Source organism: Ramlibacter sp. bp-362 (assembly GCF_054956735.1).
On the sequence record NZ_JBUDXE010000010.1, the window covers coordinates 97,513 to 122,414 of the forward strand.

The following is a 24,902-nucleotide window of genomic DNA, read 5'->3' on the forward strand; positions in this document are numbered from 1 at the left end:
GAACACAGGAGGAGAACCCATGGCAGAGAAATCCGCCGCGGCCGGGCAGGTCGCGATCGTCACCGGAGGCGGCACCGGCGTCGGCCGCGCGGCCGCGCAGGCCCTGCTGGGCGCCGGCTGGCGCGTGGCCGTGGCCGGCCGCCGCGCCGAACTGCTGCAGGAAGTGGTGAAGCAGGCGCCGGAGCGCGCGCTCGCGGTGCCGACCGACATCACCGATCCCGCTTCGGTGCGGGCGCTGTTCGACGCGACGGTGCAGGCCTTCGGCCGCGTCGACCTGCTGTTCAACAACGCGGGCACCGGCCTGCCGGCGGCCCCGCTGGAGGACATGGACCCGGCCGACTGGCGGCGCGTGGTCGACACCAACCTGAGCGGGGTGTTCTACGGCATCCAGAACGCCTTCCGCGTGATGAAGTCGCAGCAGCCCATGGGCGGGCGCATCATCAACAACGGCTCGATCTCGGCGCACGCGCCGCGGCCGCACTCGATCGCCTACACGGCGACCAAGCACGCGGTGACGGGCCTGACCAAGACGGCGTCCCTGGACGGCCGCCGCTACAACATCGCGGTGGGCCAGATCGACATCGGCAACGCCCACACCGACATGGCCGCGCGCATGGCCAAGGGCGTGCCGCAGGCCAACGGGGAGATCGCGGTGGAACCGCTGATGGACGTCGCCATCGTCGGCCAGTCCATCCTGTACATGGCCAGCCTGCCGCTGGAGGCCAACGTGCTGTTCCACACGGTGATGGCGACGAAGATGCCGTTCGTGGGGCGGGGGTAGAAGGATGTCATCCCGGGCTCGACCCGGGATCCACGGTGGCGCCGTGCCACTCCCCGATGGATTGCGGCTCGAGGCCGCAATGACAAGTCCGCTCACGCGGAGCGTGAGGCGAGCGCCAATGCCGTGAGGGGCTGGCCGTCCGGCCACCGATCTGCCGCCAGTCCGTGGAGGTACACGGCGCCCGCCGCCGCCTCCGTCGCGCCCTCCCCATTCGCCAGCCGCGCCGCGATCATTCCCGCCAGCACGTCGCCCGTGCCCGCGATCGCCAGCCTGGCATTCCCGGTCGGGTTGATCCGCACCGACCCGTCCGGCGCCGCGACCACCGTCCCGGACCCTTTCAGCACGACGACGCTCCCGAAACGCCGCGCCAATTCGCGCGCCGAACCAAGCCTGTCCTTCTGCACCCCACCCGTGTCGCTCCCCAGCAGCCGCGCCGCCTCCAGCGGATGCGGCGTCAGCACCGTCGGCGATCCGCGCCGGCCACGCGCCTGCAGCAGCGCCTGCAACTGCGCATCCGCCGCGATCGCATTCAACCCATCCGCATCCAGCACCAGCGCCCCGGCCCTCAGCGCCGCCGGCAACGCCCGCCTCACCGCATCCCCACCGCCGCAGCCGCAGGCGACGGTCATGCGCGCAAGATCCAGGCTGTCCCAGGCCCGCAGCATCAGGTCCGGCTGCGCCGGATCCAGCCCCGGTGCCGCCGGATCGAGCAGCCCGACGAACACCCGGCCCGCGCCATGGTGCAGGGCGGCGCGGCCGGCCAGCAGCGCGGCGCCGGCCATGCCGGGCGCGCCGCCGATCACGGCGACGTCGCCGTAGCTGCCCTTGTGGCTGGCGTGCGGGCGCGCGGCTGGACCGGGTGGGCCGCAGAGCAGGGCGGCCGGCGCTTCCACAAGGTCCACTTGCAGGCCGTCGAACCAGACAGCGCCCGCCGCATCGCGCCCCTGCGCCGTGAACAGCCCCGGCTTGAGCGCGAGCAGCGAGAGCGTGTGCGTCGCGCGCACGGCGACGCCGGCCGCGCCGGTGTCCGCGTCCAGTCCCGAAGGCAGGTCCACCGCAAGCACCGGCGCCTTGCCGGCGTTCATCCGTTCGATGTGCGCGCGCAGGTCGCCCTCGGGTGCCCGCCGTGCGCCGATGCCCAGGAGCGCGTCCATCGCCAGGTCCCACGTGGCCGGCGGCTCCGGCGCGAACACCACACCGGCCGCGCGCGCGCGCGCCAGCGAGGCCCGGGCGTCCTCCGGCGCGCGCGCTTCCTCGCCCAGCCAGGTGACGACAGGGTCCTTTCCCCAGGACTTCAGGTGCAGCGCCGCCTCGAAGCCGTCGCCGCCGTTGTTGCCCGGCCCGCAGGCGACCCAGACCGTGCGCGCGTGCGGCGCCACCGCGAGCGCCAGCCGCGCCACCGCGAGGCCGGCGCGCTGCATCAGTGCGTGCGGGGGCAGCGCGGCGGCCGCCCGCTGCTCGATGCGCCGGATCGCCGCGACGTCGTGCAGGGGCCAGGGGCGGTCGGGGGTGACGCGCTGCATGCGCACATTGTGCGTGCTTCCCGTCATCCCCGCGGAGGCGGGGGGTGACGATCAGGAAAGGCGTTCGACGCCCAGGCCTTCCAGGTCCACCGCCGGCTCCTGGCCGGCGATCAAGTCCGCCACGGCCCGCGCGCTGCCGCAAGACAGCGCCCAGCCGCTGGAGCCGTGCCCGATGTTGACCCACACGCCGGGCGCGTGCGTGGCGCCCAGTACCGGCGGGCCGTCCGGCAGCATGGGGCGGGCGCCCTTCCATTCCTGCACGGCCGCGCCCGTGTTGGCGAGCTGCGCCGCGCCGGGGAACCAGTCGTGCAGCACCTTGTACAAGGTGTCGATGGACGCGCGGCGCTTGTCGTTCGGCTCGCCGCCGATCTCGGCGCTGCCGGCCACGCGCACGCGGTTGCCCAGGCGCGAGATCGCGACCTTGTAGCGGTCGTCCATCACGCCGCTGCGCGGCGCGTTCAGCGGCTCGCGGATCGGTGCGCTGACCGAATACCCATGCACGGCCGCCAGCGGCACGCGCAGGCCCACGGGCCGCAGCAGCGCCGCCGAGGCGAGCCCGCTGCACACCACGACGGCGTCGAAGCGCGCCTCCGCCGGCACCGCGTCGTTGCCGCGCGTGACGCGCAGCAGCGTCGGATCGGCCGGATCCAGCGGCGCGACGGCGCTGTTGAATTCGAAGCGCGCGCCGAGCGCCTGCGCCTGGTTCTTCAGCAGCAGGGCGAACTGGCGGCAGTTGCCCACCTCGTCGTCGGGCAGGTAGACGGCCCCCAGGAAGTCGGTGTCGGGGTTGAGCGCCGGCTCGATGGTGCGCGCCTGCGCCGCGTCGATCTCCTGGAAGCGCACGCCGGCGTCGCGCAGCACCTGCAGGCCCGGCTGCACGATCCTGCGGTCCTTCTCCGACCGCAGCAGCACCATGTAGCCGGTGCTGCGGTCGTATTCCAGCTGCAGGTCCTCGGTGAGCTGGTGCAGGCGGTGGCGGCTGTAGAAGGCCAGGCGCTGCAGCCGCGCGCGGTTGGCGAGGTAGGTCTGCAGGTCGCAGGCGCGGCGCCAGCGCAGCATCCAGCGCAGCTCGTGCGCCGCCAGCGGCCAGCACACGCGCACCGGCGCATGGCGGGAGAACAGGTAGCGGGCCACCTTGGCCGTCATGCCGGGCGCGGCCCAGGGGGTGACGTAGCCCGGGGCGACGACCCCGGCATTGGCGAAGCTGGTTTCCAGGGCGGCGGCGCCGTGCCGCTCGAGCACGGTCACCTCGTGGCCGTCGGCGGCCAGCTCGTACGCAGTGGTCACGCCGATGATGCCGGCGCCCACGATCGCGATCTTCATCAGTTCAGGAGGAGGCGGGGGAGAGCAGTTGCTCGATCTGCAGCGACAGGTTGAGGATGGCGTCGTCGTGCATCGCGCCGTGCCACGCCATCAGGCCGACCGGCAGTTCGTCCGGGGCCTGGCAGGGCAGGGAGATCGCGCAGCCATCGAGCATGTTGACCACGCTGGTGTTGCGCAGCAGCAGCGCGTTGGCGCGGAAGAAGGCATCGTCGCTCTCGGCACCGGGCGCGATGTCCGCGATGGGCGGGGCGACCATGGGCACGGTGGGCGACAGCACGGCGTCGTAGCCGGCCAGGGCCTGCTCCACGTCGCGGATCCAGGCCGCGCGGGCGCGGTGCAGGTCGATGTATTCCCAGGCTTTCATGTTCGCGCCACGCTCGATGCGGTGGCGCACGCGGGGGTCGTAGCGCTCGCCCTCGTTGGCCAGCATCTGCCGGTGCCAGGCATAGCTCTCGGCCGCGGAGAAGCCGCCGCTGGGCTGGATGCTGCCCAGGTCCTGGATCTGCGCCAGCGGGATCTCCTCGATGCGGGCGCCGGCGTCGCGCAGCGCGCGCAGCGTGCGCTCGAAGGCGCGCGCCACGGTGGCGTCCAGGCCGTCCTGCATCTGCGCCCTGGCGATCGCGAGCCGGTAGGCCGACAGCGGCTTGTCGCTGCGCGCCACCTTGCGGTCCGCCAGGATCTCGTGCGCCAGGATGGTGTCGCGCACGCTGAGCGTCATCGCGCACACCGTGTCGAGCGTCGTGGACAGCGGGTAGGCGCCCTCGGTGGTGGTCAGGCGCGCCGTGTTCTTGAAGCCGACGATGCCGCACAGCGCCGCCGGGATGCGGATCGAGCCGCCGGTGTCGGACCCGAGGCCGATGAAGGACGTCCCGGTGGCCACGGAGACCGCCGCGCCGGAGGAGGACCCGCCCGGAACGCGCGGCGTCGTCGGATCGCACGGGTTGGGCGGCGTGCCGTAGTGCGGGTTGATGCCCACGCCCGAGAACGCGAACTCGCTCATGTTGGTGCGGCCCACCACCACGCCGCCGGCGGCGCGCAGCCGTGCCACCGAAGGCGCGTCCACCGTCGCCGGCGCGGCGTCGGCCAGCACCACCGAACCGGCGGCCGTGACCTCGCCGGCGCAGTCGAACAAGTCCTTGATCGAGACGGGCAGGCCCGCCAGCGGCGTGTCCGCCGGCGTGCGCTTCGCCTCCGCCAGCGCGGCGTCGAAGCGGGTCTTCAGGAACACGTGGGCGCTGGCCGGCGACTGCGCGGCGGCCTGGGCGCGGCCCAGTTCCCCGGCGGCGGTGCTCAGGCCCTGGCGCAGGCGCTCGCGGGTGCTGTGGAGGTCGGGACGGGGCATGGCTGAGGCTGCGTGTGAGAGGAGGGGCGTGCTAGAATCCTGCGGTTTTGCCGGGCGGCACGCGCGAGGTGCATGAGCCGTCGTCAGCGAAGCAAATCGCGGATCCCGCCCCTCGAGGTGTCGCAGCCAGCCAACCGCTGCGATTGCTGGGCGGGATTCTAGACCCAACCTTCGGAGCTCCCAATGACCGTATCCATGCGTGAAATGCTGGAAGCCGGTGTCCATTTCGGACACCAGACGCGCTTCTGGAACCCCAAGATGGCCCCGTTCATCTTCGGCCATCGCAACAAGATCCACATCATCAACCTCGAAAAGACGCTGCCCATGTTCGAGGAGGCGATGAAGTTCGCCCGGCAGCTGGCCGCCAACCGCGGCACGATCCTGATGGTGGGCACCAAGCGCCAGGCGCGCGAGCTGGTCGCCGCCGAGGCCCAGCGTTGCGGCATGCCCTACGTCGACCAGCGCTGGCTGGGCGGCATGCTGACCAACTTCAAGACCGTCAAGACCTCGCTGAAGCGCCTGAAGGACATGAAGGCCCAGCAGGAAGCCGGCCTGGAGTCCATGTCCAAGAAGGAACAGCTGATGTTCCAGCGCGAGCTGGACAAGCTCGAGAAGGACATCGGCGGCATCCAGGACATGAACACCCTGCCGGACGCCCTGTTCGTGGTGGACGTGGGCTTCCACAAGATCGCCGTCGCGGAGGCGCAGAAGCTGGGCATCCCGATCATCGGCGTGGTGGACTCCAACCACTCCCCCGAGGGCATCGACTACGTGATCCCCGGCAACGACGACTCCGCCAAGGCCGTCACGCTGTACGTGCGCGGCATGGCCGACGCCATCCTGGAAGGCCGCAACAACGCCGTCTCCGACGTGCAGCGCGCCGTCGCCGAAGGCGGCGACGAGTTCGTGGAAGTCAAGGAAGGCGCCTCGGCGTAACCGACGGGCCGGACCCGCGACGCAGGGGGGCTTTCGGGCCCCCTTTGCACACCCGGATTCAACTGAACAGAGACACAAGAGGTATTCAAATGGCTGCAATCACCGCAAGCATGGTCGCCGAACTGCGCGCCAAGACCGACGCCCCCATGATGGAATGCAAGAAGGCCCTGACCGAGGCCGAAGGCAACATGGAGAAGGCCGAGGAGCTGCTGCGCGTCAAGCTGGGCAACAAGGCCGGCAAGGCCGCTTCCCGCGTCACCGCCGAAGGCGTGGTCGCCGCGTCCATCGAGGGCACCACCGGCGCGCTGCTGGAGGTGAACTGCGAGACCGACTTCGTCACCAAGAACGACAGCTTCCTGGCGATGGCCCGCGCCGCCGCCGAACTGGTGGCGAAGAACGACCCGGCCGATGTCGCCGCCCTGGGCGCGCTGCCGTACAGCCAGGACGGCTTCGGCCCCACCCTGGAGGACGTGCGCAAGGGCCTGATCGGCAAGATCGGCGAGAACATGAGCTTCCGCCGCTTCAAGCGCTTCTCCGGCCCGAACAAGCTGGTGAGCTACGTCCACGGCACCCGCATCGGGGTGGTCGTGGAGTACACGGGTGACGACGTCGCCGCCAAGGACGTCGCCATGCACGTGGCCGCCATGAAGCCCGTGGCGCTGTCGTCCGCCGACGTGCCGGCCGAGCTGATCGAGAAGGAGCGCAACGTCGCCACCGCCAAGGCCGCCGAGTCCGGCAAGCCGGCCGACATCGCCGCCAAGATGATCGAGGGCTCCGTCCAGAAGTACCTGAAGGAAGTCTCGCTCCTGAACCAGCCGTTCGTGAAGAACGACAAGCAGACCGTGGAGCAGATGCTCAAGGCCGCCAACACGCAGGTCAAGGGCTTCACCCTCTACGTGGTCGGCGAGGGCATCGAGAAGAAGGCCGACGACTTCGCCGCCGAAGTCGCCGCCCAGGTCGCCGCCGCCAAGCAGGCCGCCTGACCCGCTTGACCGCTAAACTCGACCCATCAACGACCAGAGGACCGTCCCCCATGCCCGCCCAGCCAGCCCACAAGCGCATCCTGCTCAAGCTGTCGGGCGAGGCCCTGATGGGGGATGACGCCTTCGGCATCAACCGCGCGACGATCGTGCGGATGGTGGAGGAGGTGGCCGAGGTCGTGCACATGGGGGTGCAGGTCGCCGTCGTGATCGGCGGCGGCAACATCTTCCGCGGCGTGGCCGGCGGCTCGGTCGGCATGGACCGCGCCACCGCCGACTACATGGGCATGCTGGCGACGGTGATGAACTCGCTGGCCCTGTCGGACGCGATGCAGAAGCAGGGCCTGGTGCCGCGCGTCATGTCGGCGATCGCCATCGAGCAGGTGGTCGAGCCCTACGTGCGGCCCAAGGCGCTGCAGTACCTGGAGGAGGGCAAGGTCGTGATCTTCGCGGCCGGCACCGGCAATCCCTTCTTCACCACCGACACCGCGGCGGCCCTGCGCGGCGCCGAGATCGGCGCCGAGATGGTGCTCAAGGCGACCAAGGTCGACGGCGTGTACTCCGCCGACCCGCAGAAGGACCCCTCGGCCGAGCGCTATTCCCGCATCAGCTTCGACGAGGCCATGGCGAAGAACCTGGGCATCATGGACGCCACGGCCTTCGCGCTGTGCCGCGACCAGAAGCTGCCGATCAAGGTGTTCTCGATCTTCAAGCACGGGGCGCTCAGGCGCGTGGTGCTCGGCGAGGACGAGGGCACCCTGGTGTACGCCTGAAGAAGAGGAGCAGAACATGGCCACGATCGCCGAAATCAAGCAGACGACGCAGGGCAAGATGGACCAGACCATCGCCGCGTTCAAGAACACCCTGACCAAGATCCGCACCGGGCGTGCCAACCCGGCCATCCTCGACACCGTGCAGGTCGAGTACTACGGCAGCATGATGCCGATCAGCCAGGTGGCCAGCGTCAACCTGCTCGACGCCCGCACGATCAGCGTGCAGCCGTTCGAGAAGGGCATGGGCGCGAAGATCGAGAAGGCCATCCGCGAGAGCGACCTCGGCCTGAACCCCGCTTCCATGGGCGACCTGCTGCGCGTGCCGATGCCCCCCATGAGCGAGGAGCGCCGCAAGGAGATGACCAAGCTGGTGCGCCACGAGGGCGAGAACGCGAAGATCGCCATCCGCAACCTGCGCCGCGACGCCAACGAGCACGTGAAGAAGCTGGTGAAGGACAAGACCGCCACCGAGGACGACCTGAAGCGCGCCGAAGCCGACGTGCAGAAGGTCACGGACAAGCACATCGCGGAGATCGACCAGCTGGTGGCCGGCAAGGAAAAGGAGATCATGGAGGTCTGACCGCCTCCATGGATCCATGAGCAAGCCGCCCCGCGCCGTCCCCCACCACATCGCCATCGTCATGGATGGCAACGGCCGCTGGGCGACCCAGCGCTTCCTGCCGCGGGTGGCCGGGCACAAGAAGGGCGTCGACGCCCTGCGCGCCTGCGTGCACCACTGCGGCGACATCGGGGTGAAGGTCCTCACCGTCTTCGCGTTCTCCTCGGAGAACTGGAACCGGCCCCCCGACGAAGTGCGCGGCCTCATGGAGCTGCTGGCCGCCGCGCTCGCGCGCGAGGTGCCGCAGCTGCAGGCCGAGGGCGTGCGCATCCACTTCGTGGGCGACCGCTCCATGCTCTCCGAGAAGGTGCGCCACGGCCTCGCGCAGGCCGAGTCCGTGACGGCCGCCAACACGCGCCTGGTGCTGAACATCTGCTTCAACTACGGCGGCCGCTGGGACATCGTCCAGGCGGCCGCGAAGCTGGCCGAGCGCGGCGAGCCCATCACCGAGGCGGCGCTGGGCCGCGCCATGGCGCTGGCCCACGTGCCGGACCCCGACCTGGTCATCCGCACCGGCGGCGAGCAGCGCATCAGCAACTTCCTGCTCTGGCAGGCCGCGTACAGCGAGCTGTACTTCAGCCCGAAGCTGTGGCCCGAGTTCGACGCCGCCGCCATCGACGCGGCGATCGCCGACTACGCCAGGCGCGAGCGCCGCTTCGGCCGCACCTCCGCGCAGGTGGCCACGCCGGCGCGGGCGAGCCGCAAGGCCGCCTGAGGGGCCGCGCGATGCTGAAGCAGCGCGTCATCACCGCCCTCGTCCTGCTGGCCATCCTGCTGCCGGCGCTGTTCTGGCGCACGCCCGAACCCTTCCTCGCGATCACGCTGCTGCTGCTGGCCGCCGGCGGCTGGGAGTGGGGCCGCCTGAACGGCCTGCCGCAGGGCGCGAACATCGTGCTGGGCCTGCTCACGCTGGCCCTGTGCGCGGGCACCTGGGCGCTCGGCTGGCCGCACCGGCCGCTGCCGCTGGTGTGGACGGCCGTCGGCGCGCTGTGGGTGCTCGCCGGCGCGGCCCTGGTGCGCGCCGGCGTCGACGGCTGGCCGCGCGTGCCGCGCGGGCTGCGCGTGCCGGGCGGCATCCTGGCGCTGGTGCTGGCCTGGCTCGCGATGGCGCAGGCCCGCGTCATCGGCGTGAACTTCCTGCTGTCCATCCTCGTGCTGGTGTGGGTCGCCGACATCGCCGCCTATTTCGCCGGCCGCGCCTTCGGCGGCCGCTTCACGCAGCGCAAGCTGGCGCCCGTGATCAGCCCCAAGAAGAGCTGGGAAGGCGTGTGGGGCGGCATGGCGGGCGTCGTCGTGCTGGCCGTGGCCTGGACCTTCGCGGACCATGCGGCGCAGGCGCAGGTGCCCAGCCTCTATTCGCGCCTCGCCGGCCTCGGCTGGCCGATGCTGGTGCTGGCCGCGCTGTTCCTCGCCGCCATGAGCGTGGTCGGCGACCTGGCCGAATCGCTCGTGAAGCGCAGCGCCGGCATCAAGGATTCCAGCCAGCTGCTGCCGGGCCACGGCGGCGTGCTGGACCGCGTCGATGCCTTGCTGCCGACGCTGCCGCTCGCGATGATGCTGGCATCGTTCGCCCCGCGATGAAACAACGCATTGCCGTCCTCGGCTCCACCGGATCGATCGGGGCCAACACGCTGGACGTGATCGCCCGGCATCCGGAGCGCTTCGAGGTGTTCGCGCTCAGCGCGGCTTCGCAGGTCGACCTCATGCTGCAGCAGTGCCTGCAGTTCCGCCCCGCCTTCGCCGTCATGGCGCGCGAGGACGCCGGCCGCGCGCTCGCGGCCCGGATCGAATCCAGCGGCCTGGCCACGCGCGTGCTGTGGGGCGCCGCCGCCATCGACACGATCGCCGCCCACGAGCAGGTGGACGCCGTGATGGCCGCCATCGTCGGCGCGGCCGGCTTGTCGTCCTGCATCGCCGCGGCCCGCGCCGGCAAGAAGCTGCTGCTGGCCAACAAGGAGGCGCTGGTGGTCGGCGGCGAGCTGTTCCTGGCCGCCGTGAAGCAGGGTGGCGCGACGCTGCTGCCGATCGACAGCGAGCACTCGGCGATCTTCCAGTCGCTGCCGGAAGACCCGGCCACCTGGGACGCGCGGGTGGAGAAGATCATCCTCACCGCGTCCGGCGGGCCCTTCCGCACGCGCGAGCCGGGCAGCCTGCGCGGCGTGACGCCCGAGGAAGCCTGCGCCCATCCCAACTGGGTGATGGGCCGCAAGATCTCGGTGGACTCCGCGACCATGATGAACAAGGCGCTGGAGGTGATCGAGGCGCGCTACCTGTTCGGGCTGGCGCCGGCGCGCCTGCAGGTGGTGATCCATCCGCAGAGCGTGATCCACTCCATGGTGCAGTACCGCGACACCTCGGTGGTGGCGCAGCTCGGCACGCCCGACATGCGCGTGCCGATCGCCTACGGCCTGGCCTGGCCGGAGCGCGTCGCCTCCGGGGCGCAGGCGCTGGACTTCGGCGCGCTCGCCGACATGAGCTTCGAGTCCCTGGACAGCCGCGGCCACCGCGAGCGCTTCCCGGGCCTGCAGCTGGCCTGGGACGCGCTGGCCGCCGCGCCGGGCACGACGGCGGTGCTGAACGCCGCCAACGAGGTCGCGGTCGCCGCGTTCCTGGAACGCCGCATCCGCTTCGACCAGATCCACGCGGTCAACCTTGCAACTTTGGCCGCGCTCGCGCCCTCCAAGCCGGACAACCTGCAGGACCTGCTGGCGCTGGACGCCGACGCCCGCCGCGCGGCGGAAGCGGCGGCCGGCCGCCTCGCCGCCTGACGGAGCACCGCCATGCTGACCCTCGTCGCCTTCCTCGTCGCCCTCGGGCTGCTGATCGCCGTCCACGAATACGGCCACTACCGGGTGGCCGTCGCCTGCCGGGTCAAGGTGCTGCGCTTCTCCATCGGCTTCGGCAAGGCGCTGGTGCGCTGGAAGCCGCGCAAGCAGCGCCCCGGGCAGGACACCGAGTTCGTGATCGGCGCCTTCCCGCTGGGCGGCTACGTGAAGATGCTGGACGAGCGCGAGGGCGAGGTCGACCCGGCCGAGCGCCACCGCGCCTTCAACACCCAGCCGCTGGCCAGGCGCGCCGCGATCGTCGCGGCCGGTCCGGCCGCGAACCTGCTGCTGGCCATCCTGCTGTACGCGGTCCTGAACTGGTCGGGCGTGCAGGAGCCGCAGCCCATCCTGGGCCGGCCGGCCGCCGGTTCCATCGCCGAGGCGGCGGGGCTCAAGGGCGGCGAGCGCGTGCAAAGCGCGGGTTTCAGCGGCGAGGAATTGCAGCCGGTGCGGTCCTTCGAAGGCCTGCGCTGGATGCTCACCCAGGGCGCCCTGGACGGGCGCGACCTGCGCCTGGAAGTCGCCGGCGAGCGCGGCGGCGTGCGCGAGGTCCTGCTGCCGCTGGCCGAGCTGGACGCGAGCGAGGCCGACGCGCAGCTGCTGCAGAAGGTCGGCATCCTGCGGCCCTGGAGCGCGCCGCGCATCGGCGAGGTCAAGCCGGGCGGGGCCGCCGCGCGCGCCGGCCTGCGCAAGGGCGACCTGGTGCTGCGCATCGGCGAGCGCCCCATCGTCGACGCGCAGCAGCTGTTCGACGCGATCCGCCACCAGGTGAACGGCAGCCAGCCGCTCACGCAGGCCTGGGAGATCGAGCGGGCGGGCCGCCTGCTGACGGTGCAGGTCACGCCGGCGGCCGTGCGCGAGGGGGAGGCGACCGTCGGCCGCATCGAGGCCTACGTCGGAGTGCCGCCGGCGATGACGACCGTCCGCTACGGGCCGGTGGAGGGCCTCTGGCGCGGGGTCACCCGCACCTGGGACGTGTCGGCGCTCACGCTGCGCATGATGGGCCGCATGGTGATCGGCCAGGCCTCGATCAAGAACCTGAGCGGGCCCCTCACGATCGCCGACTACGCCGGCAAGTCCGCGAGCCTCGGGCTCACGCAATACCTGCTGTTCCTGGCCCTCATCAGCGTGAGCCTCGGGGTGCTGAACCTGCTGCCGCTCCCGGTCTTGGATGGGGGGCACCTGATGTATTATCTTTGGGAGGCCGTCACGGGCAGGAGCATCTCCGAGCTCTGGATGGAGCGCCTGCAGCGCGGTGGCGTGGCGGTGCTGCTGGTGATGATGTCGATTGCGCTGTTCAACGACGTCGCCCGGCTCCTCGGATAGACAAACCAGAAGCCGCCGCCGCCGCGGGCCGGCTCGAGTCCCGCCGGCGCCTTTCCAGATTCGATGAAGAAACAATTCAAGCGCTTCCGCGTGCGGGCCGTCACGGCCGTCGCCATCCTGGCCTTCGCGGCGAACACCTGGGCGGTCGAGCCCTTCACGGTGCGCGACATCCGCGTCGAGGGCCTGCAGCGGGTGGAGCCCGGCACCGTGTTCGCCTCGCTGCCGTTCCGCGTGGGCGACCAGTACAACGACGACAAGGGCTCCGCCGCGATCCGCGCGCTGTTCGCCCTGGGCCTGTTCAAGGACGTCCGGCTGGAAGTCAACGGCGACGTGCTGATCGTCGTCGTCGAGGAGCGCCCCACGGTCGCCGACGTCGACTTCGTGGGCACCCGCGAGTTCGACAAGGACACGCTCAAGAAGGCGCTGCGCGACATCGGCCTGGCCGAGGGCCGCCCCTACGACCAGGCGCTGGCCGACCGCGCCGAGCAGGAGCTCAAGCGCCAGTACATCAACCGCAGCCTGTACGGCGCCGAGGTCGTGACCACCGTCACGCCGATCGAGCGCAACCGCGTCAACCTCACCTTCACCGTCACCGAAGGCGAGCCGACGCGCATCCGCCAGCTGGACATCATCGGCAACAAGACCTACAGCGACGACACGCTCAAGGGCCTGATGGACCTGGACACCGGCGGCTGGCTGTCCTGGTACACCAAGAGCGACCGCTATTCGCGCACCAAGCTCAACGCCGACCTCGAGGCGCTGCGCTCGTACTACCTGCAGCGCGGCTTCCTGGAGTTCCGCATCGACTCCACGCAGGTCGCGATCTCGCCGAACAAGCAGGACATCAGCATCACGATCAACATCACCGAGGGCGAGCGCTACGTCGTCTCCGGGGTGAAGCTCTCCGGCGACTACCTGGGCAAGGAAGACGAGTTCAAGTCGCTGGTGAAGATCAAGCCGGGCGAGCCCTACAACGCCGACCAGGTGACGGAGACCGTCAAGGCCTTCACCGACTACTTCGGCAACTTCGGCTACGCCTTCGCGCAGGTCGAAGCGCGGCCCGAGATCGACCGCGCCAACAACCGCGTGGCCTTCACGCTGGTGGCCGAGCCCTCGCGCCGCGCCTACGTGCGCCGCATCAACATCGCCGGCAACAACCGTACGCGCGACGAAGTGATCCGCCGCGAGTTCCGGCAGTTCGAGTCCAGCTGGTATGACGCCGAGAAGATCAAGCTCTCGCGCGACCGCGTCGACCGCCTGGGCTTCTTCAAGTCGGTGAACATCGAGACCAGCGACGTCCCCGGCGCGCCCGACCAGGTGGACCTGAACCTCACCGTGGAAGAACGCCCCACCGGCAGCCTGCAGCTGGGCGCGGGCTTCTCCAGCGCCGAGAAGCTGGGACTGTCCTTCGCGATCAAGCAGGAGAACGCCTTCGGCACCGGCAACTACCTGGGCGTGGAGGTGAACACCAGCAAGTACAACCGCACGCTGGCCTTCAACACGGTCAACCCGTACTTCACGCCCGACGGCATCTCCCGCACCGTGGACCTGTACCACCGCACCTCGCGGCCGTACGACGAGCAGGGCGGCAACTACCAGCTGGTGACCTCCGGCGCCGGCCTGCGCTTCGGCGTGCCCTTCAGCGAGGTCGACACGGTGTTCTTCGGCGGCAGCGTGGAACGCACCGAGATCAAGCCCGGCACCAACATCCCGGCGGCCTACCTGCAGTACGCCGAGCGCTTCGGCTACACCAGCACCGCCGTGCCGCTGTCGATCGGCTGGTCGCGCGACGACCGCGACAGCAGCCTGGCGCCCACGCGCGGGCGCTTCCAGCGCTTCTCGGGCGAATGGGGCGTGGGCGGCGACGCGCGCTACCTGCGGGCCAACTACCAGTACCAGCAGTACCTGCCCCTCAACCGCAAGTACACCCTGGCCCTGAACGGCGAGCTGGGCTGGGGCAAGGGCCTGAACGGCCAGCCCTTCCCGGTGTTCAAGAACTTCTATTCGGGCGGCCTGGGCTCGGTGCGCGGCTTCGAGCAGGGCACGCTGGGCCCGCGCGACGTGACCGGTTCCTCCATCGGCGGCCCGCGCAAGATCACCCTGAACACGGAGCTGATCACGCCCTTCCCGGGCGCCGGCAACGACCGCACGCTGCGCATGTTCGGCTTCGTCGACATCGGCAACGTGTACGGCGAGAACGAGCCGGTGCGCTTCGACAGCCTGCGCGCGTCGGCCGGCTTCGGGGTGTCGTGGCTCTCGCCGATCGGGCCGCTGCGCATCGCCATCGCGCAGCCCATCCGCAAGGAGGCTGGCGATAGAATCCAGAGATTGCAATTCCAGATCGGAACCTCCTTCTGATGAAGTATCTGACCCGTACCTGGCTGGTGCTCCTGATGGGGGCCCTGGCGCTCGGCGCGCAGGTGCGGGCCGAGGACTTCCGCGTGGGCTTCGTCAACACCGACCGCATCTTCCGCGAGGCCAACACCGCCAAGGCGGCGCAGGCCAAGCTGGAGCAGGAATTCGCCCGCCGCGAGAAGGAGCTGAACGAGCTGGGCAGCGCGCTCAAGGCGGCCTCGGAGCGCTTCGAGCGCGAGGCGCCGACGCTCACCGAGATGCAGCGCGCGCAGCGGCAGAAGGCCCTGATCGACCAGGACCGCGAGTTCCAGCGCAAGCGCCGCGAATTCCAGGAAGACCTGAACGCCCGCAAGAACGAGGAACTGCAGCAGGTCCTGGACCGCGCCAACCGCGTCGTGCGGCAGGTCGCCGAGCAGGAGAAGTACGACCTGATCCTGCAGGAGGCGGTCTACATCAACCCCAAGCACGACATCACCGACAAGGTGATCAAGGCGCTCAACGCGTCGCGCTGACGCGCCCGCCATGGCGCTGCAACTCGGCGAGATCGTCGCGGCCCTCGGGGGCGAACTGCGGGGCGACGCCGCCCTGCGCATCGAGGGCCTGGCGCCGCTGGAGTCCGCCGGCCCCGCGCAGCTCGCCTTCCTCAGCCACCCGAAATACCGCTCCCAGCTGGATGCCTCGCGCGCCGGCTGCGTGATCGTCGCGCCGGCCCTGCGCGAGGCGGCGCTGGCGCGTGGCGCCTGCATCGTCGCCGACGATCCTTACCTCTACTTCGCCCGCGTGACGCAGCTGTGGAAGCGCGCGCACGCGCGGCCCGCCGGCCCGGCGGTCCACCCGAGCGCCGTGATCGACCCCGAAGCCGTGGTCGCGCCGGACGCCCGCATCGGCCCGCACTGCGTGGTGGAGCGGGGCGCCCGGATCGGCGCCGGCACGGTGCTCATGGCCCGCGTGCACGTGGCGGAGGACTGCGTGGTCGGCGCGCGCTGCATCCTGCACCCGGGCGTGGTGATCGGCGCCGACGGCTTCGGCTTCGCGCCGCACGCCGGCGGCTTCGAGAAGATCGAGCAGCTTGGCGCCGTGCGGATCGGCGACGACGTGGAGATCGGCGCCAACACCTGCATCGACCGGGGCGCGCTGGCCGACACGGTGGTGGAGGACGGCGTGAAGATCGACAACCTGGTGCAGGTCGGCCACAACTGCCGCATCGGCCGCCACACCGTGATCTCCGGCTGCACGGGCATCGCCGGCAGCGCCACGATCGGCGCGCACTGCATGATCGGCGGGGCGGCCATGATCCTCGGGCACCTCGCGATCGCCGACCGCGTGCACATTTCCGCGGGTTCCTTCGTGGCCCGCTCGATCGCGAAGCCCGGCCTCTATACCGGCATCTTTCCCATCGACGACAATGCGGCCTGGGAAAAGAACGCCGCGACGCTCAAGCAGCTGCACACGCTGCGCGAGAGGATCAAGGCGCTGGAAAAGAAAGCCTGAAGAACGCCTCCATGGACATCCACCAGATCCTCACCAAGCTTCCGCACCGCTACCCCTTCCTGCTGGTGGACCGCGTGCTGGCCGTCGAGCCCGGCAAGAGCATCCGGGCGCTGAAGAACGTCACCATCAACGAACCCTTCTTCACGGGCCACTTCCCGCACCGCCCGGTGATGCCGGGCGTGCTGATGCTGGAAGCCATGGCGCAGACGGCGGGCCTGCTCGCCTTCGCCGACGACACGACCACGCGCGACGCCAACTCGGTGATCTACTTCGCCGGCATCGACGGCGCGCGCTTCAAGCGGCCGGTGGAACCGGGCGACCAGCTGGTGATGGACGTGGAGATCCTGCGCCACAAGGCCGGCATCTACAAGTTCAAGGCGGTGGCGCGCGTGGGCGAGGACGTCGCCTGCGAGGCCGAGCTGATGTGCACCATGCGCAGCGTCGCCTGACGCCTTCCCCTCCCATGGCCACGATCCACCCGACCGCCATCGTCGATCCCCAGGCGGAACTGGACGCGAGCGTCACCGTCGGGCCGTACACGCTGGTCGGCCCGCACGTGAAGGTGGGCGCCGGCACCACGATCGCCGGCCACGTGGTCCTGGAAGGCCACACCACCATCGGCCGCGACAACCGCATCTGGCAGTTCGCCTCGATCGGCGCGGCCAACCAGGACAAGAAGTACCAGGGCGAGCCGACCGAGCTGGTGATCGGCGACCGCAACACGATCCGCGAATTCACGACGCTGCAGGTGGGCACGGTGCAGGACAAGGCCCGCACCACCATCGGCAGCGACAACTGGATCATGGCCTACGTGCACGTGGCGCACGACTGCATCGTCGGCGACAACGTCACGCTGGCCAACAACGCCACGCTGGCGGGCCACGTGGAGGTGGGCGACTGGGTCACGGTGGGCGGCCTGACCGGCATCCACCAGTTCGTGAAGATCGGCGCCTACGCGATGCTGGGCTTCGCGAGCGCCGTCGCGCAGGACGTCCCGCCCTTCATGCTGGTGGACGGCAACCCCCTGGCCGTGCGCGGCATCAACGTGGTGGGCCTGCGCCGGCGCGAGTTCAGCGCGGCGCGCATCGCGGCGGTCAAGCAGATGCACAAGCTGCTGTACCGCGAAGGCCGCACGCTGGAGGACGCCCGGGCGGCGATCGCCGCGCTGGCCAGCGCGACCCCGGAGGCCGCGGACGACGTCGCCCGCATGGACGCCTTCCTGGCCGCCGCCACGCGCGGCATCGCCCGCTGACGTGATGGCGGGCGCGCCGCGCGCCGCGCTGGTCGCGGGCGAAGCGTCGGGCGACCTGCTGGCGGGACTGCTGCTGCAAGGCATGCGCAGCCGCTGGCCGGAGCTGGCCGCCGCGGGCATCGGCGGGCCGCAGATGGCGGCGCAGGGCTTCGAGGCCTGGTGGCCCGCGCAGAAGCTCTCCGTCAGCGGTTATGTCGAGGTGCTGCGCCACCTGCGCGAGATCCTGGGCATCCGCGACGCGCTGCGCGAGCGGCTGCTGCGCGAGAAGCCCGACGTCTTCATCGGCGTCGACGCGCCCGACTTCAACCTGGGGCTGGAAGCGCAGCTGCGCGCCGGCGGCGTCAAGACCGTGCACTTCGTCTGCCCCTCGATCTGGGCCTGGCGCATGAAGCGCGTGGAGAAGCTCAAGCGCGCCTGCGACCACGTCCTGTGCATCTTTCCCTTCGAGCCCGAGCTGCTGGCGCGGCACGGCGTGGCCGGCACCTACGTGGGCCATCCGCTCGCGGGCGTCATCCCGATGGAGCCGGACCAGGCGGCGGCGCGGCGCGCCCTGGGCTTGCCGGCCGACGGCGAGGTGATCGCGCTGCTGCCCGGCAGCCGCGCTTCGGAAGTCGAGGCGCTCGCCGGCCGCTTCCTCGCGGCCGCGGCCTTGCTGGAGCGCACCCGCCCCGACGCGCATTTCGTGCTGCCGGCCGTGCCGGCGCTGCAGCAGCGCATCGCGGCCATCGCGGCGCGGGGGCCGGCGCCGAGACGCCTCACGATCGTCGCCGGGCAGTCGCACGCCGTGCTGGCCGCCTGCGACGTCACGCTGGTGGCCAGCGGCACGGCGACGCTGGAGGCGGCGCTCTTCAAGCGACCGATGGTGATCTCCTACCGCACGCACTGGCTCACGTACGCGCTGATGAAGCCGCGCCACCTGCAGCCCTGGATCGGCCTGCCGAACATCCTGTGCGGTGAATTCGTCGTGCCCGAGTTGCTGCAGTCCAACGCAAAACCCGAGTTGCTCCGCGGGGCGCTCGCCGGCTGGCTCGACAGCCCTGAGAAAATGCGCGCCGTGCAGGGGAAATTCCGCGACCTGCACCAACTCCTGCAGCGCGACACCGCCCGACTCGCCACCGATGCCATCGAAAAAGTCCTCGCCTCCTGAAGCGGAGGCGCGCATCCGGACCACCACGATCCGGACCCGGGCGGCCCGGCCGCGGCAGGTGCCGCTCGTGTTTCCGGAACCGGTCGGCCTGCACGCCGGCGTGGACGAGGCCGGGCGCGGCCCGCTCGCCGGTCCCGTCGTGGCGGCCGCGGTGATCCTGGACGACAAGAAGCGCATCCTGGGCCTGGCGGACTCCAAGGTGCTGACGCCGCTGCAGCGCGACAAGCTGTACGACAAGATCCGCGAGAAGGCCCTGTGCTGCGCCGTCGGCGTGGCGAGCGTCGAGGAAATCGACGGCCTGAACATCTTCCACGCCACCATGCTGGCCATGCGGCGGGCCGTGGAAGGCCTGCGGCTGAAGCCGGTGAAGGTGCTGGTGGACGGGAACCGCCTGCCCAAGCTGGACATCCTGGCCGAGGCCATCGTGGACGGCGACGCCAAGATCAAGTCCATCTCCGCGGCTTCGATCATCGCCAAGGTCACGCGCGACCGCATGCTGGTGGAACTGCACGAGCAGTTCCCGCAGTACGGCTTCGCGGCGCACAAGGGCTACAGCACGCCCGAGCACCTGGAGGCGCTGCGCGTGCACGGGCCCTGCGTGCACCACCGCAGGCATTTCGCGCCGGTGGCGGCGCAGTTCGCCATCGAACAGGGCGCGACGGTCTCCGTGCAGGTCCCGTGACGGACACGGCGCCCCAGCACATCCATTCGCGCGACAACGGCCTCCTGAAGGAGCTGCGCCGCCTCGCGCAGGACAGCAGCGCCTACCGCAAGCAGGGCCGCATCTGGCTGGAGGGCGACCACCTGTGCCGCGCCGCGCTGCAGCGGGGCGTGCATCCCGCGCAGGTGGTGTTCCAGTCCTCCTATTTCGACGCGGCGGGCCACCAGTGGGCCGACGCCGGCGGCAAGGTGGTCACGATCGAGGACGGCCTGTTCGCCACGGTGAGCGGCCTGGAGTCGCCGGCGCGCATGGGCTTCGTGCTGCCGCTGCCGGCCGCGCCGGCGATCCAGGCGGACGCGCCGACCGTGGTCCTCGACGGCCTGCAGGACGCCGGCAACGTCGGCACCATCCTGCGCAGCGCCGCGGCCTTCGGCTTCCGCCAGGTGCTGGCGATGAAGGGCACGGCCGCGCTGTGGAGCCCCAAGGTGCTGCGCGCCGGCATGGGGGCGCACTTCGGGCTGGCGCTGGTCGAAGGACTGGAGCCGGCGGCGCTGGCCGCCTTGCGGGTGCCGCTGCTGGCCACCAGCTCGCACCAGGGCGACTACCTGCACCAGGCGCAGCTGCCCTGGCCCTGCGCCTGGGTGCTGGGACACGAAGGGCAGGGGGTGAGCGCGGCGCTGTCGTCGCTGGCCCGGCAGTTCGTCCGCATCATCCAGCCGGGCGGGGAAGAATCGCTCAACGTGGCGGCGGCCGCGGCGATTTGCCTGCATGCCAGCGCGGCGGGCAGCGGGTAGAACATCCAGGACGCAAAGGTCGCAAAGGTTCCGCAAAACGAACCGCAAAAGAAAACCTTGAAAGGCTGTTCTTTTGCGACCTTTGCGAAACCTTTGCGACCTCTGCGTCCGGATGTCCGCTCCCGACTCCTCAGCCGAGCGGCACTGGCAGCGCCAAGCTATAATCAGGGGCTTTCCCGCAAACCCCAGCGTACGCCTAGCGCCGTCCAGCCACTCCCCCGACAAAAGCAACATCGAGAGTCCGCTTTCGATCGCGTCCCGGGCGTACCCGTAACCATCCGGAGAACCCAGTGCTTTCGTCGCTTCAGGGAGCTTTCCCGCCCGCCATCCTGGCGCTCGCAGACGGCACGGTCTTTCTCGGCAATTCGATCGGCGCCCCAGGCTCCACCACCGGTGAAGTCGTGTTCAACACGGCGCTGACCGGCTACCAGGAAATCCTGACCGACCCGAGCTACTGCCAGCAGATCGTCACGCTCACCTATCCGCACATCGGCAACTACGGCGTCAACGCCGAGGACGTCGAGGCCACGAAGGTGCACGCCGCCGGCCTCATCATCCGCGACCTGCCGCTGATCGCCTCCAGCTTCCGCGCCGACATGACGCTGCAGCAGTACCTGCAGCGCGAGAAGACCGTCGCGATCGCCAACGTCGACACCCGCAAGCTCACCCGCCTGCTGCGCAACAAGGGCGCGCAGAACGGCTGCATCCTGGGCCTGGAGCCCGGCCAGGAAGCGACGCCCGCGCTGGTGGACGAGGCCGTCGCCCGCGCGCGCGGCGTCCATCCGATGTCCGGCCTGGACCTCGCCAAGGAGGTCACCGTGCCCAGGCCCTACGGCTGGGACCAGACCGAATGGGAGCTGGGCGCCGGCTACGGCCAGCTGGAGAACCCGAAGTACCACGTGGTCGCCTTCGACTACGGCGTGAAGAAGAACATCCTGCGCATGCTGGCCGAGCGCGGCTGCAAGGTGACCGTGGTGCCGGCGAAGACGCCCGCCTCGGAAGTGAAGAAGCTCGATCCCGACGGCGTGTTCCTGTCCAACGGCCCCGGTGACCCGGAGCCCTGCGACTACGCGATCGAGTCGACCCGCGAGCTGATCGAGGCGGGCTATCCCACCTTCGGCATCTGCCTGGGCCACCAGATCATGGCGCTCGCCTCCGGCGCCAAGACCTTCAAGATGAAGTTCGGCCACCACGGCGCCAACCACCCGGTGAAGGACCTCGACTCCGGCCGCGTGAGCATCACCAGCCAGAACCACGGCTTCGCGGTGGACGAGAAGACGCTGCCGGCCAACCTGCGCCCGACGCACGTCTCCCTCTTCGACGGCACGCTGCAGGGCCTGGCCCGCACCGACAAGCCCGCCTTCTGCTTCCAGGGCCACCCGGAAGCCTCGCCGGGACCCCACGACATTGGTTATCTGTTCGACCGCTTCACGGGTCTGATGGACGAGAAGAAGAAGTAGATCATGCCGAAGCGTCAAGACATCAAATCGATCCTGATCATCGGGGCGGGCCCGATCATCATCGGGCAGGCCTGCGAGTTCGACTACTCCGGCGTGCAGGCCTGCAAGGCCCTGCGCGAGGAGGGCTACAAGGTCATCCTGATCAACTCCAACCCGGCGACGATCATGACGGACCCGGCGACGGCCGACGTCACCTACATCGAGCCGATCACCTGGCAGACGGTGGAGAAGATCATCGCCAAGGAGCGGCCGGACGCGATCCTGCCGACCATGGGCGGCCAGACGGCGCTGAACTGCGCGCTGGACCTGTGGCGCAACGGCGTGCTGCACAAGTACAAGTGCGAGCTGATCGGCGCCACGCCGGAAGCGATCGACAAGGCCGAGGACCGCCAGAAGTTCAAGGAGGCGATGACGCGCATCGGCCTGGGCTCGGCGCGCTCCGGCATCGCCCACACGATGGACGAGGCCTGGGAAGTGCAGCGCAACGTGGGCTTCCCCACCGTGATCCGCCCCAGCTTCACGCTGGGCGGCACCGGCGGCGGCATCGCCTACAACCCCGAGGAATTCGAGACCATCTGCAAGCGCGGCCTGGAGGCCTCGCCCACCAGCGAACTGCTGATCGAGGAGTCGCTCCTCGGCTGGAAGGAGTTCGAGATGGAGGTGGTGCGCGACCGCAAGGACAACTGCATCATCGTCTGCTCGATCGAGAACCTCGACCCGATGGGCGTGCACACCGGCGACTCGATCACCGTCGCCCCGGCGCAGACGCTGACCGACAAGGAATACCAGATCATGCGCGACGCCTCGCTGGCGGTGCTGCGCGAGATCGGGGTGGACACCGGCGGCTCCAACGTGCAGTTCTCGATCAACCCGAAGGACGGTCGCATGATCGTCATCGAGATGAACCCGCGCGTCTCGCGCTCCTCGGCGCTGGCCTCGAAGGCCACCGGCTTCCCGATCGCCAAGGTCGCGGCCAAGCTGGCCGTGGGCTACACGCTCGATGAACTGCGCAACGAGATCACGGGCGGCGCGACCCCCGCGAGCTTCGAGCCCAGCATCGACTACGTCGTCACCAAGATCCCGCGCTTCGCCTTCGAGAAGTTCAAGGACGCCGACGACCGCCTGACCACGCAGATGAAGTCCGTGGGCGAGGTGATGGCCATGGGCCGCACCTTCCAGGAGAGCTTCCAGAAGGCCCTGCGCGGCCTGGAAGTCGGCGTCGACGGCCTGAACCAGAAGACGACGGACCGCGAGGTGCTGGAGAAGGAACTGGGCGAGCCCGGTCCCGAGCGCATCTGGTACGTGGGCGACGCCTTCGGCATGGGCCTGTCGGTCGACGAGGTCTACGAGCTCACGAAGATCGACAAGTGGTTCCTGGTGCAGATCGAGGAGATCGTGAAGATCGAGCTCGAGCTGGACCAGGTCGCCGAGAAGCACGGCGCCCAGGCGCTGGAGCAGCTGGACGCCGCCACCATGCGGGCGCTCAAGCGCAAGGGCTTCTCCGACCGCCGCCTCGCCAAGCTGCTGCACACGACCGACAAGGCCGTGCGCGACCACCGCCGCAAGCTGGACGTGCGTCCGGTCTACAAGCGCGTGGACACCTGCGCCGCCGAATTCGCGACCAACACCGCCTACATGTACTCGACCTACGAGGACGAGTGCGAAGCCGAGCCGACCGACCGGAAGAAGGTCATGGTGCTCGGAGGCGGCCCCAACCGCATCGGCCAGGGCATCGAGTTCGACTACTGCTGCGTGCACGCGGCGCTCGCCCTGCGCGAGGACGGCTACGAGACCATCATGGTCAACTGCAACCCGGAGACGGTCTCGACCGACTACGACACCTCCGACCGCCTGTACTTCGAGCCGCTGACGCTCGAGGACGTGCTGGAGATCGTGGACAAGGAGAAGCCCACCGGCGTGATCGTGCAGTACGGCGGCCAGACGCCGCTGAAGCTGGCGCTGGGGCTGGAGGCCGAGGGCGTGCCGATCATCGGCACCTCGCCGGACATGATCGACGCCGCGGAAGACCGCGAGCGCTTCCAGCACCTGCTGCAGCAGCTGGGCCTGCGCCAGCCGCCGAACGCGACGGCCCGCACGGAGGCCGAGGCGCTGGAGAAGGCGCAGGCGCTGGGCTACCCGCTGGTGGTGCGTCCCAGCTACGTGCTGGGCGGCCGGGCGATGGAGATCGTCCACGAGCAGCGCGACCTCGAGCGCTACATGCGCGAGGCCGTGAAGGTGTCGAACGACTCGCCGGTGCTGCTGGACCGCTTCCTGAACGACGCGATCGAGTGCGACGTCGACTGCATCGCCGACAGCACGGGCGCCGTGTTCATCGGCGGCGTGATGGAGCACATCGAGCAGGCCGGCGTGCACTCGGGCGACTCGGCCTGTTCGCTGCCGCCTTATTTGCTGTCGAAGGCGACGGTGGACGAACTCAAGCGCCAGACCGCCGCCATGGCCCGCGCGCTGAACGTCGTGGGCCTGATGAACGTGCAGTTCGCCATCCAGGAGCAGGACGGCCAGGACGTGATCTTCGTGCTGGAAGTGAACCCGCGCGCCTCGCGCACCGTGCCCTTCGTGTCCAAGGCCACCGGCATCCAGCTGGCCAAGGTCGCGGCCCGCTGCATGGTGGGCCAGACGCTGCAGGCGCAAGGGATCCGCGAGGAGGTCACGCCGCCTTACTTCAGCGTGAAGGAAGCCGTGTTCCCGTTCGTGAAGTTCCCGGGCGTGGACACCATCCTCGGCCCGGAGATGAAGTCCACGGGCGAGGTGATGGGCGTGGGCCGGACCTTCGGCGAGGCCTTCGTCAAGAGCCAGATCGGCGCCGGCACCCGCCTGCCCAAGCCGGTCGACGCCGACGGCAAGCCGAACGGCAAGGTCTTCCTGACGGTGAAGAACAGCGACAAGCCGCGCGCCGTGGAAGTGGCCCGGCAGCTGCACGCCCTGGGCTTCCCGCTGATCGCCACCAAGGGCACGTCGGCCGCCATCAACGCCGCCGGCATCCCCTGCGAGACGGTCAACAAGGTCACGGAAGGCCGTCCCCACGTGGTGGACATGCTGAAGAACAACGAGATCGCCATGGTCGTCAACACCGTGGAGGAGCGCCGCAACGCGATCGCCGACTCCCGGGCCATCCGCACCTCGGCGCTCGCCGCCCGGGTGACGGCGACCTTCACGACCATCGCCGGGGCGGAAGCCGCCGTCGAGGGCATGAAGTGCATGGACAATCTCGACGTGATCAGCGTCCAGGAGATGCATGCGCAGCTGGCGGCCTGAGCTTCTATAATCAGGCCATCCCCATGAACCGCCGGGCG

Annotated in this window: 22 protein-coding genes; 19 read left to right on the forward strand and 3 right to left on the reverse strand. The window is 70.1% G+C overall.

Going from position 1 to position 24,902, the window contains the following annotated elements:
- Positions 1 to 19: 19 nt before the first annotated feature.
- Positions 20 to 781: an SDR family oxidoreductase gene (locus ACY0MJ_RS15615; protein ID WP_462639416.1), complete on the forward strand. Its 762-nt coding sequence runs from the start codon at positions 20 to 22 to the stop codon at positions 779 to 781.
- Between the two features lie 92 nt (positions 782 to 873).
- On the opposite strand, the gene ACY0MJ_RS15620 is transcribed toward ACY0MJ_RS15615, so the two are convergent.
- The 3 genes from ACY0MJ_RS15620 to ACY0MJ_RS15630 are packed head-to-tail and all read right to left on the reverse strand — an operon-like array spanning position 874 to position 4,969.
- Positions 874 to 2,304, reverse strand: coding sequence for an NAD(P)H-hydrate dehydratase (locus ACY0MJ_RS15620; protein ID WP_462639417.1), 1,431 nt, complete (start codon positions 2,302 to 2,304; stop codon positions 874 to 876).
- A gap of 51 nt (positions 2,305 to 2,355) precedes the next feature.
- Positions 2,356 to 3,627: a D-amino acid dehydrogenase gene (locus ACY0MJ_RS15625; protein WP_462639419.1), complete on the reverse strand. Its 1,272-nt coding sequence runs from the start codon at positions 3,625 to 3,627 to the stop codon at positions 2,356 to 2,358.
- Positions 3,628 to 3,631: 4 nt separating this feature from the next.
- Positions 3,632 to 4,969, reverse strand: coding sequence for an amidase (locus ACY0MJ_RS15630; RefSeq protein ID WP_462639420.1), 1,338 nt, complete (start codon positions 4,967 to 4,969; stop codon positions 3,632 to 3,634).
- Between the two features lie 183 nt (positions 4,970 to 5,152).
- Here ACY0MJ_RS15630 and rpsB point away from each other — a divergent pair, with 183 nt between their 5' ends.
- The 18 genes from rpsB (at position 5,153) to carB (ending at position 24,864) form a co-directional block, all read left to right on the forward strand.
- The gene (gene rpsB / locus ACY0MJ_RS15635) at positions 5,153 to 5,905 is read left to right on the forward strand and encodes a 30S ribosomal protein S2 (RefSeq protein ID WP_462639421.1); all 753 of its coding nucleotides are present in this window, start codon (positions 5,153 to 5,155) and stop codon (positions 5,903 to 5,905) included.
- 89 nt (positions 5,906 to 5,994) lie between these two features.
- Positions 5,995 to 6,888 (forward strand): translation elongation factor Ts, encoded by an 894-nt coding sequence (gene tsf / locus ACY0MJ_RS15640; RefSeq protein ID WP_462639422.1) that lies wholly within the window; start codon positions 5,995 to 5,997, stop codon positions 6,886 to 6,888.
- A gap of 50 nt (positions 6,889 to 6,938) precedes the next feature.
- Positions 6,939 to 7,658, forward strand: a complete 720-nt coding sequence (pyrH, locus tag ACY0MJ_RS15645; RefSeq protein WP_462639423.1) for a UMP kinase — start codon at positions 6,939 to 6,941, stop codon at positions 7,656 to 7,658.
- A gap of 16 nt (positions 7,659 to 7,674) precedes the next feature.
- Positions 7,675 to 8,238, forward strand: a complete 564-nt coding sequence (gene frr, locus ACY0MJ_RS15650) for a ribosome recycling factor (RefSeq protein ID WP_462639425.1) — start codon at positions 7,675 to 7,677, stop codon at positions 8,236 to 8,238.
- Between the two features lie 16 nt (positions 8,239 to 8,254).
- Entirely contained in the window at positions 8,255 to 8,992 is a 738-nt protein-coding gene (gene uppS, locus ACY0MJ_RS15655; protein ID WP_462639426.1) for a polyprenyl diphosphate synthase, read from the forward strand.
- Positions 8,993 to 9,003: 11 nt separating this feature from the next.
- Complete coding sequence (locus ACY0MJ_RS15660; protein ID WP_462639427.1) at positions 9,004 to 9,858, forward strand: phosphatidate cytidylyltransferase; 855 nt, start codon at positions 9,004 to 9,006, stop codon at positions 9,856 to 9,858.
- Positions 9,855 to 11,045 (forward strand): 1-deoxy-D-xylulose-5-phosphate reductoisomerase, encoded by a 1,191-nt coding sequence (gene ispC / locus ACY0MJ_RS15665; RefSeq protein WP_462639428.1) that lies wholly within the window; start codon positions 9,855 to 9,857, stop codon positions 11,043 to 11,045. The genes ACY0MJ_RS15660 and ispC overlap by 4 nt, the downstream gene beginning before the upstream one ends.
- Before the next feature lie 12 nt (positions 11,046 to 11,057).
- Positions 11,058 to 12,428, forward strand: a complete 1,371-nt coding sequence (rseP, locus tag ACY0MJ_RS15670; protein ID WP_462639429.1) for an RIP metalloprotease RseP — start codon at positions 11,058 to 11,060, stop codon at positions 12,426 to 12,428.
- 63 nt (positions 12,429 to 12,491) lie between these two features.
- Positions 12,492 to 14,786, forward strand: coding sequence for an outer membrane protein assembly factor BamA (bamA, locus tag ACY0MJ_RS15675; RefSeq protein ID WP_462639430.1), 2,295 nt, complete (start codon positions 12,492 to 12,494; stop codon positions 14,784 to 14,786).
- Positions 14,786 to 15,295, forward strand: a complete 510-nt coding sequence (locus tag ACY0MJ_RS15680; RefSeq protein ID WP_462639431.1) for an OmpH/Skp family outer membrane protein — start codon at positions 14,786 to 14,788, stop codon at positions 15,293 to 15,295. Before bamA ends, ACY0MJ_RS15680 begins: the two co-directional genes overlap by 1 nt.
- 10 nt (positions 15,296 to 15,305) lie before the next feature.
- A complete protein-coding gene (gene lpxD / locus ACY0MJ_RS15685; RefSeq protein ID WP_462639432.1) occupies positions 15,306 to 16,274 on the forward strand; it encodes a UDP-3-O-(3-hydroxymyristoyl)glucosamine N-acyltransferase in 969 nt (322 codons plus the stop codon).
- An 11-nt stretch (positions 16,275 to 16,285) separates the two neighbouring features.
- Positions 16,286 to 16,723 carry a 3-hydroxyacyl-ACP dehydratase FabZ gene (gene fabZ, locus ACY0MJ_RS15690; protein ID WP_462639433.1) on the forward strand — a complete coding sequence of 146 codons (438 nt, stop codon included), beginning with the start codon at positions 16,286 to 16,288 and terminating at the stop codon, positions 16,721 to 16,723.
- 14 nt (positions 16,724 to 16,737) lie between these two features.
- Positions 16,738 to 17,526 (forward strand): acyl-ACP--UDP-N-acetylglucosamine O-acyltransferase, encoded by a 789-nt coding sequence (gene lpxA, locus ACY0MJ_RS15695; RefSeq protein WP_462639435.1) that lies wholly within the window; start codon positions 16,738 to 16,740, stop codon positions 17,524 to 17,526.
- Between the two features lie 4 nt (positions 17,527 to 17,530).
- Entirely contained in the window at positions 17,531 to 18,673 is a 1,143-nt protein-coding gene (gene lpxB, locus ACY0MJ_RS15700; protein WP_462639436.1) for a lipid-A-disaccharide synthase, read from the forward strand.
- A 28-nt stretch (positions 18,674 to 18,701) separates the two neighbouring features.
- Entirely contained in the window at positions 18,702 to 19,355 is a 654-nt protein-coding gene (gene rnhB / locus ACY0MJ_RS15705) for a ribonuclease HII (RefSeq protein ID WP_462639520.1), read from the forward strand.
- Positions 19,352 to 20,128: a TrmH family RNA methyltransferase gene (locus tag ACY0MJ_RS15710; protein WP_462639437.1), complete on the forward strand. Its 777-nt coding sequence runs from the start codon at positions 19,352 to 19,354 to the stop codon at positions 20,126 to 20,128. The genes rnhB and ACY0MJ_RS15710 overlap by 4 nt, the downstream gene beginning before the upstream one ends.
- Positions 20,129 to 20,418: 290 nt before the next feature.
- Positions 20,419 to 21,588, forward strand: a complete 1,170-nt coding sequence (gene carA / locus ACY0MJ_RS15715) for a glutamine-hydrolyzing carbamoyl-phosphate synthase small subunit (RefSeq protein WP_462639438.1) — start codon at positions 20,419 to 20,421, stop codon at positions 21,586 to 21,588.
- Between the two features lie 3 nt (positions 21,589 to 21,591).
- Complete coding sequence (carB, locus tag ACY0MJ_RS15720; RefSeq protein WP_462639439.1) at positions 21,592 to 24,864, forward strand: carbamoyl-phosphate synthase large subunit; 3,273 nt, start codon at positions 21,592 to 21,594, stop codon at positions 24,862 to 24,864.
- The last annotated feature ends 38 nt before the right edge of the window (positions 24,865 to 24,902 follow it).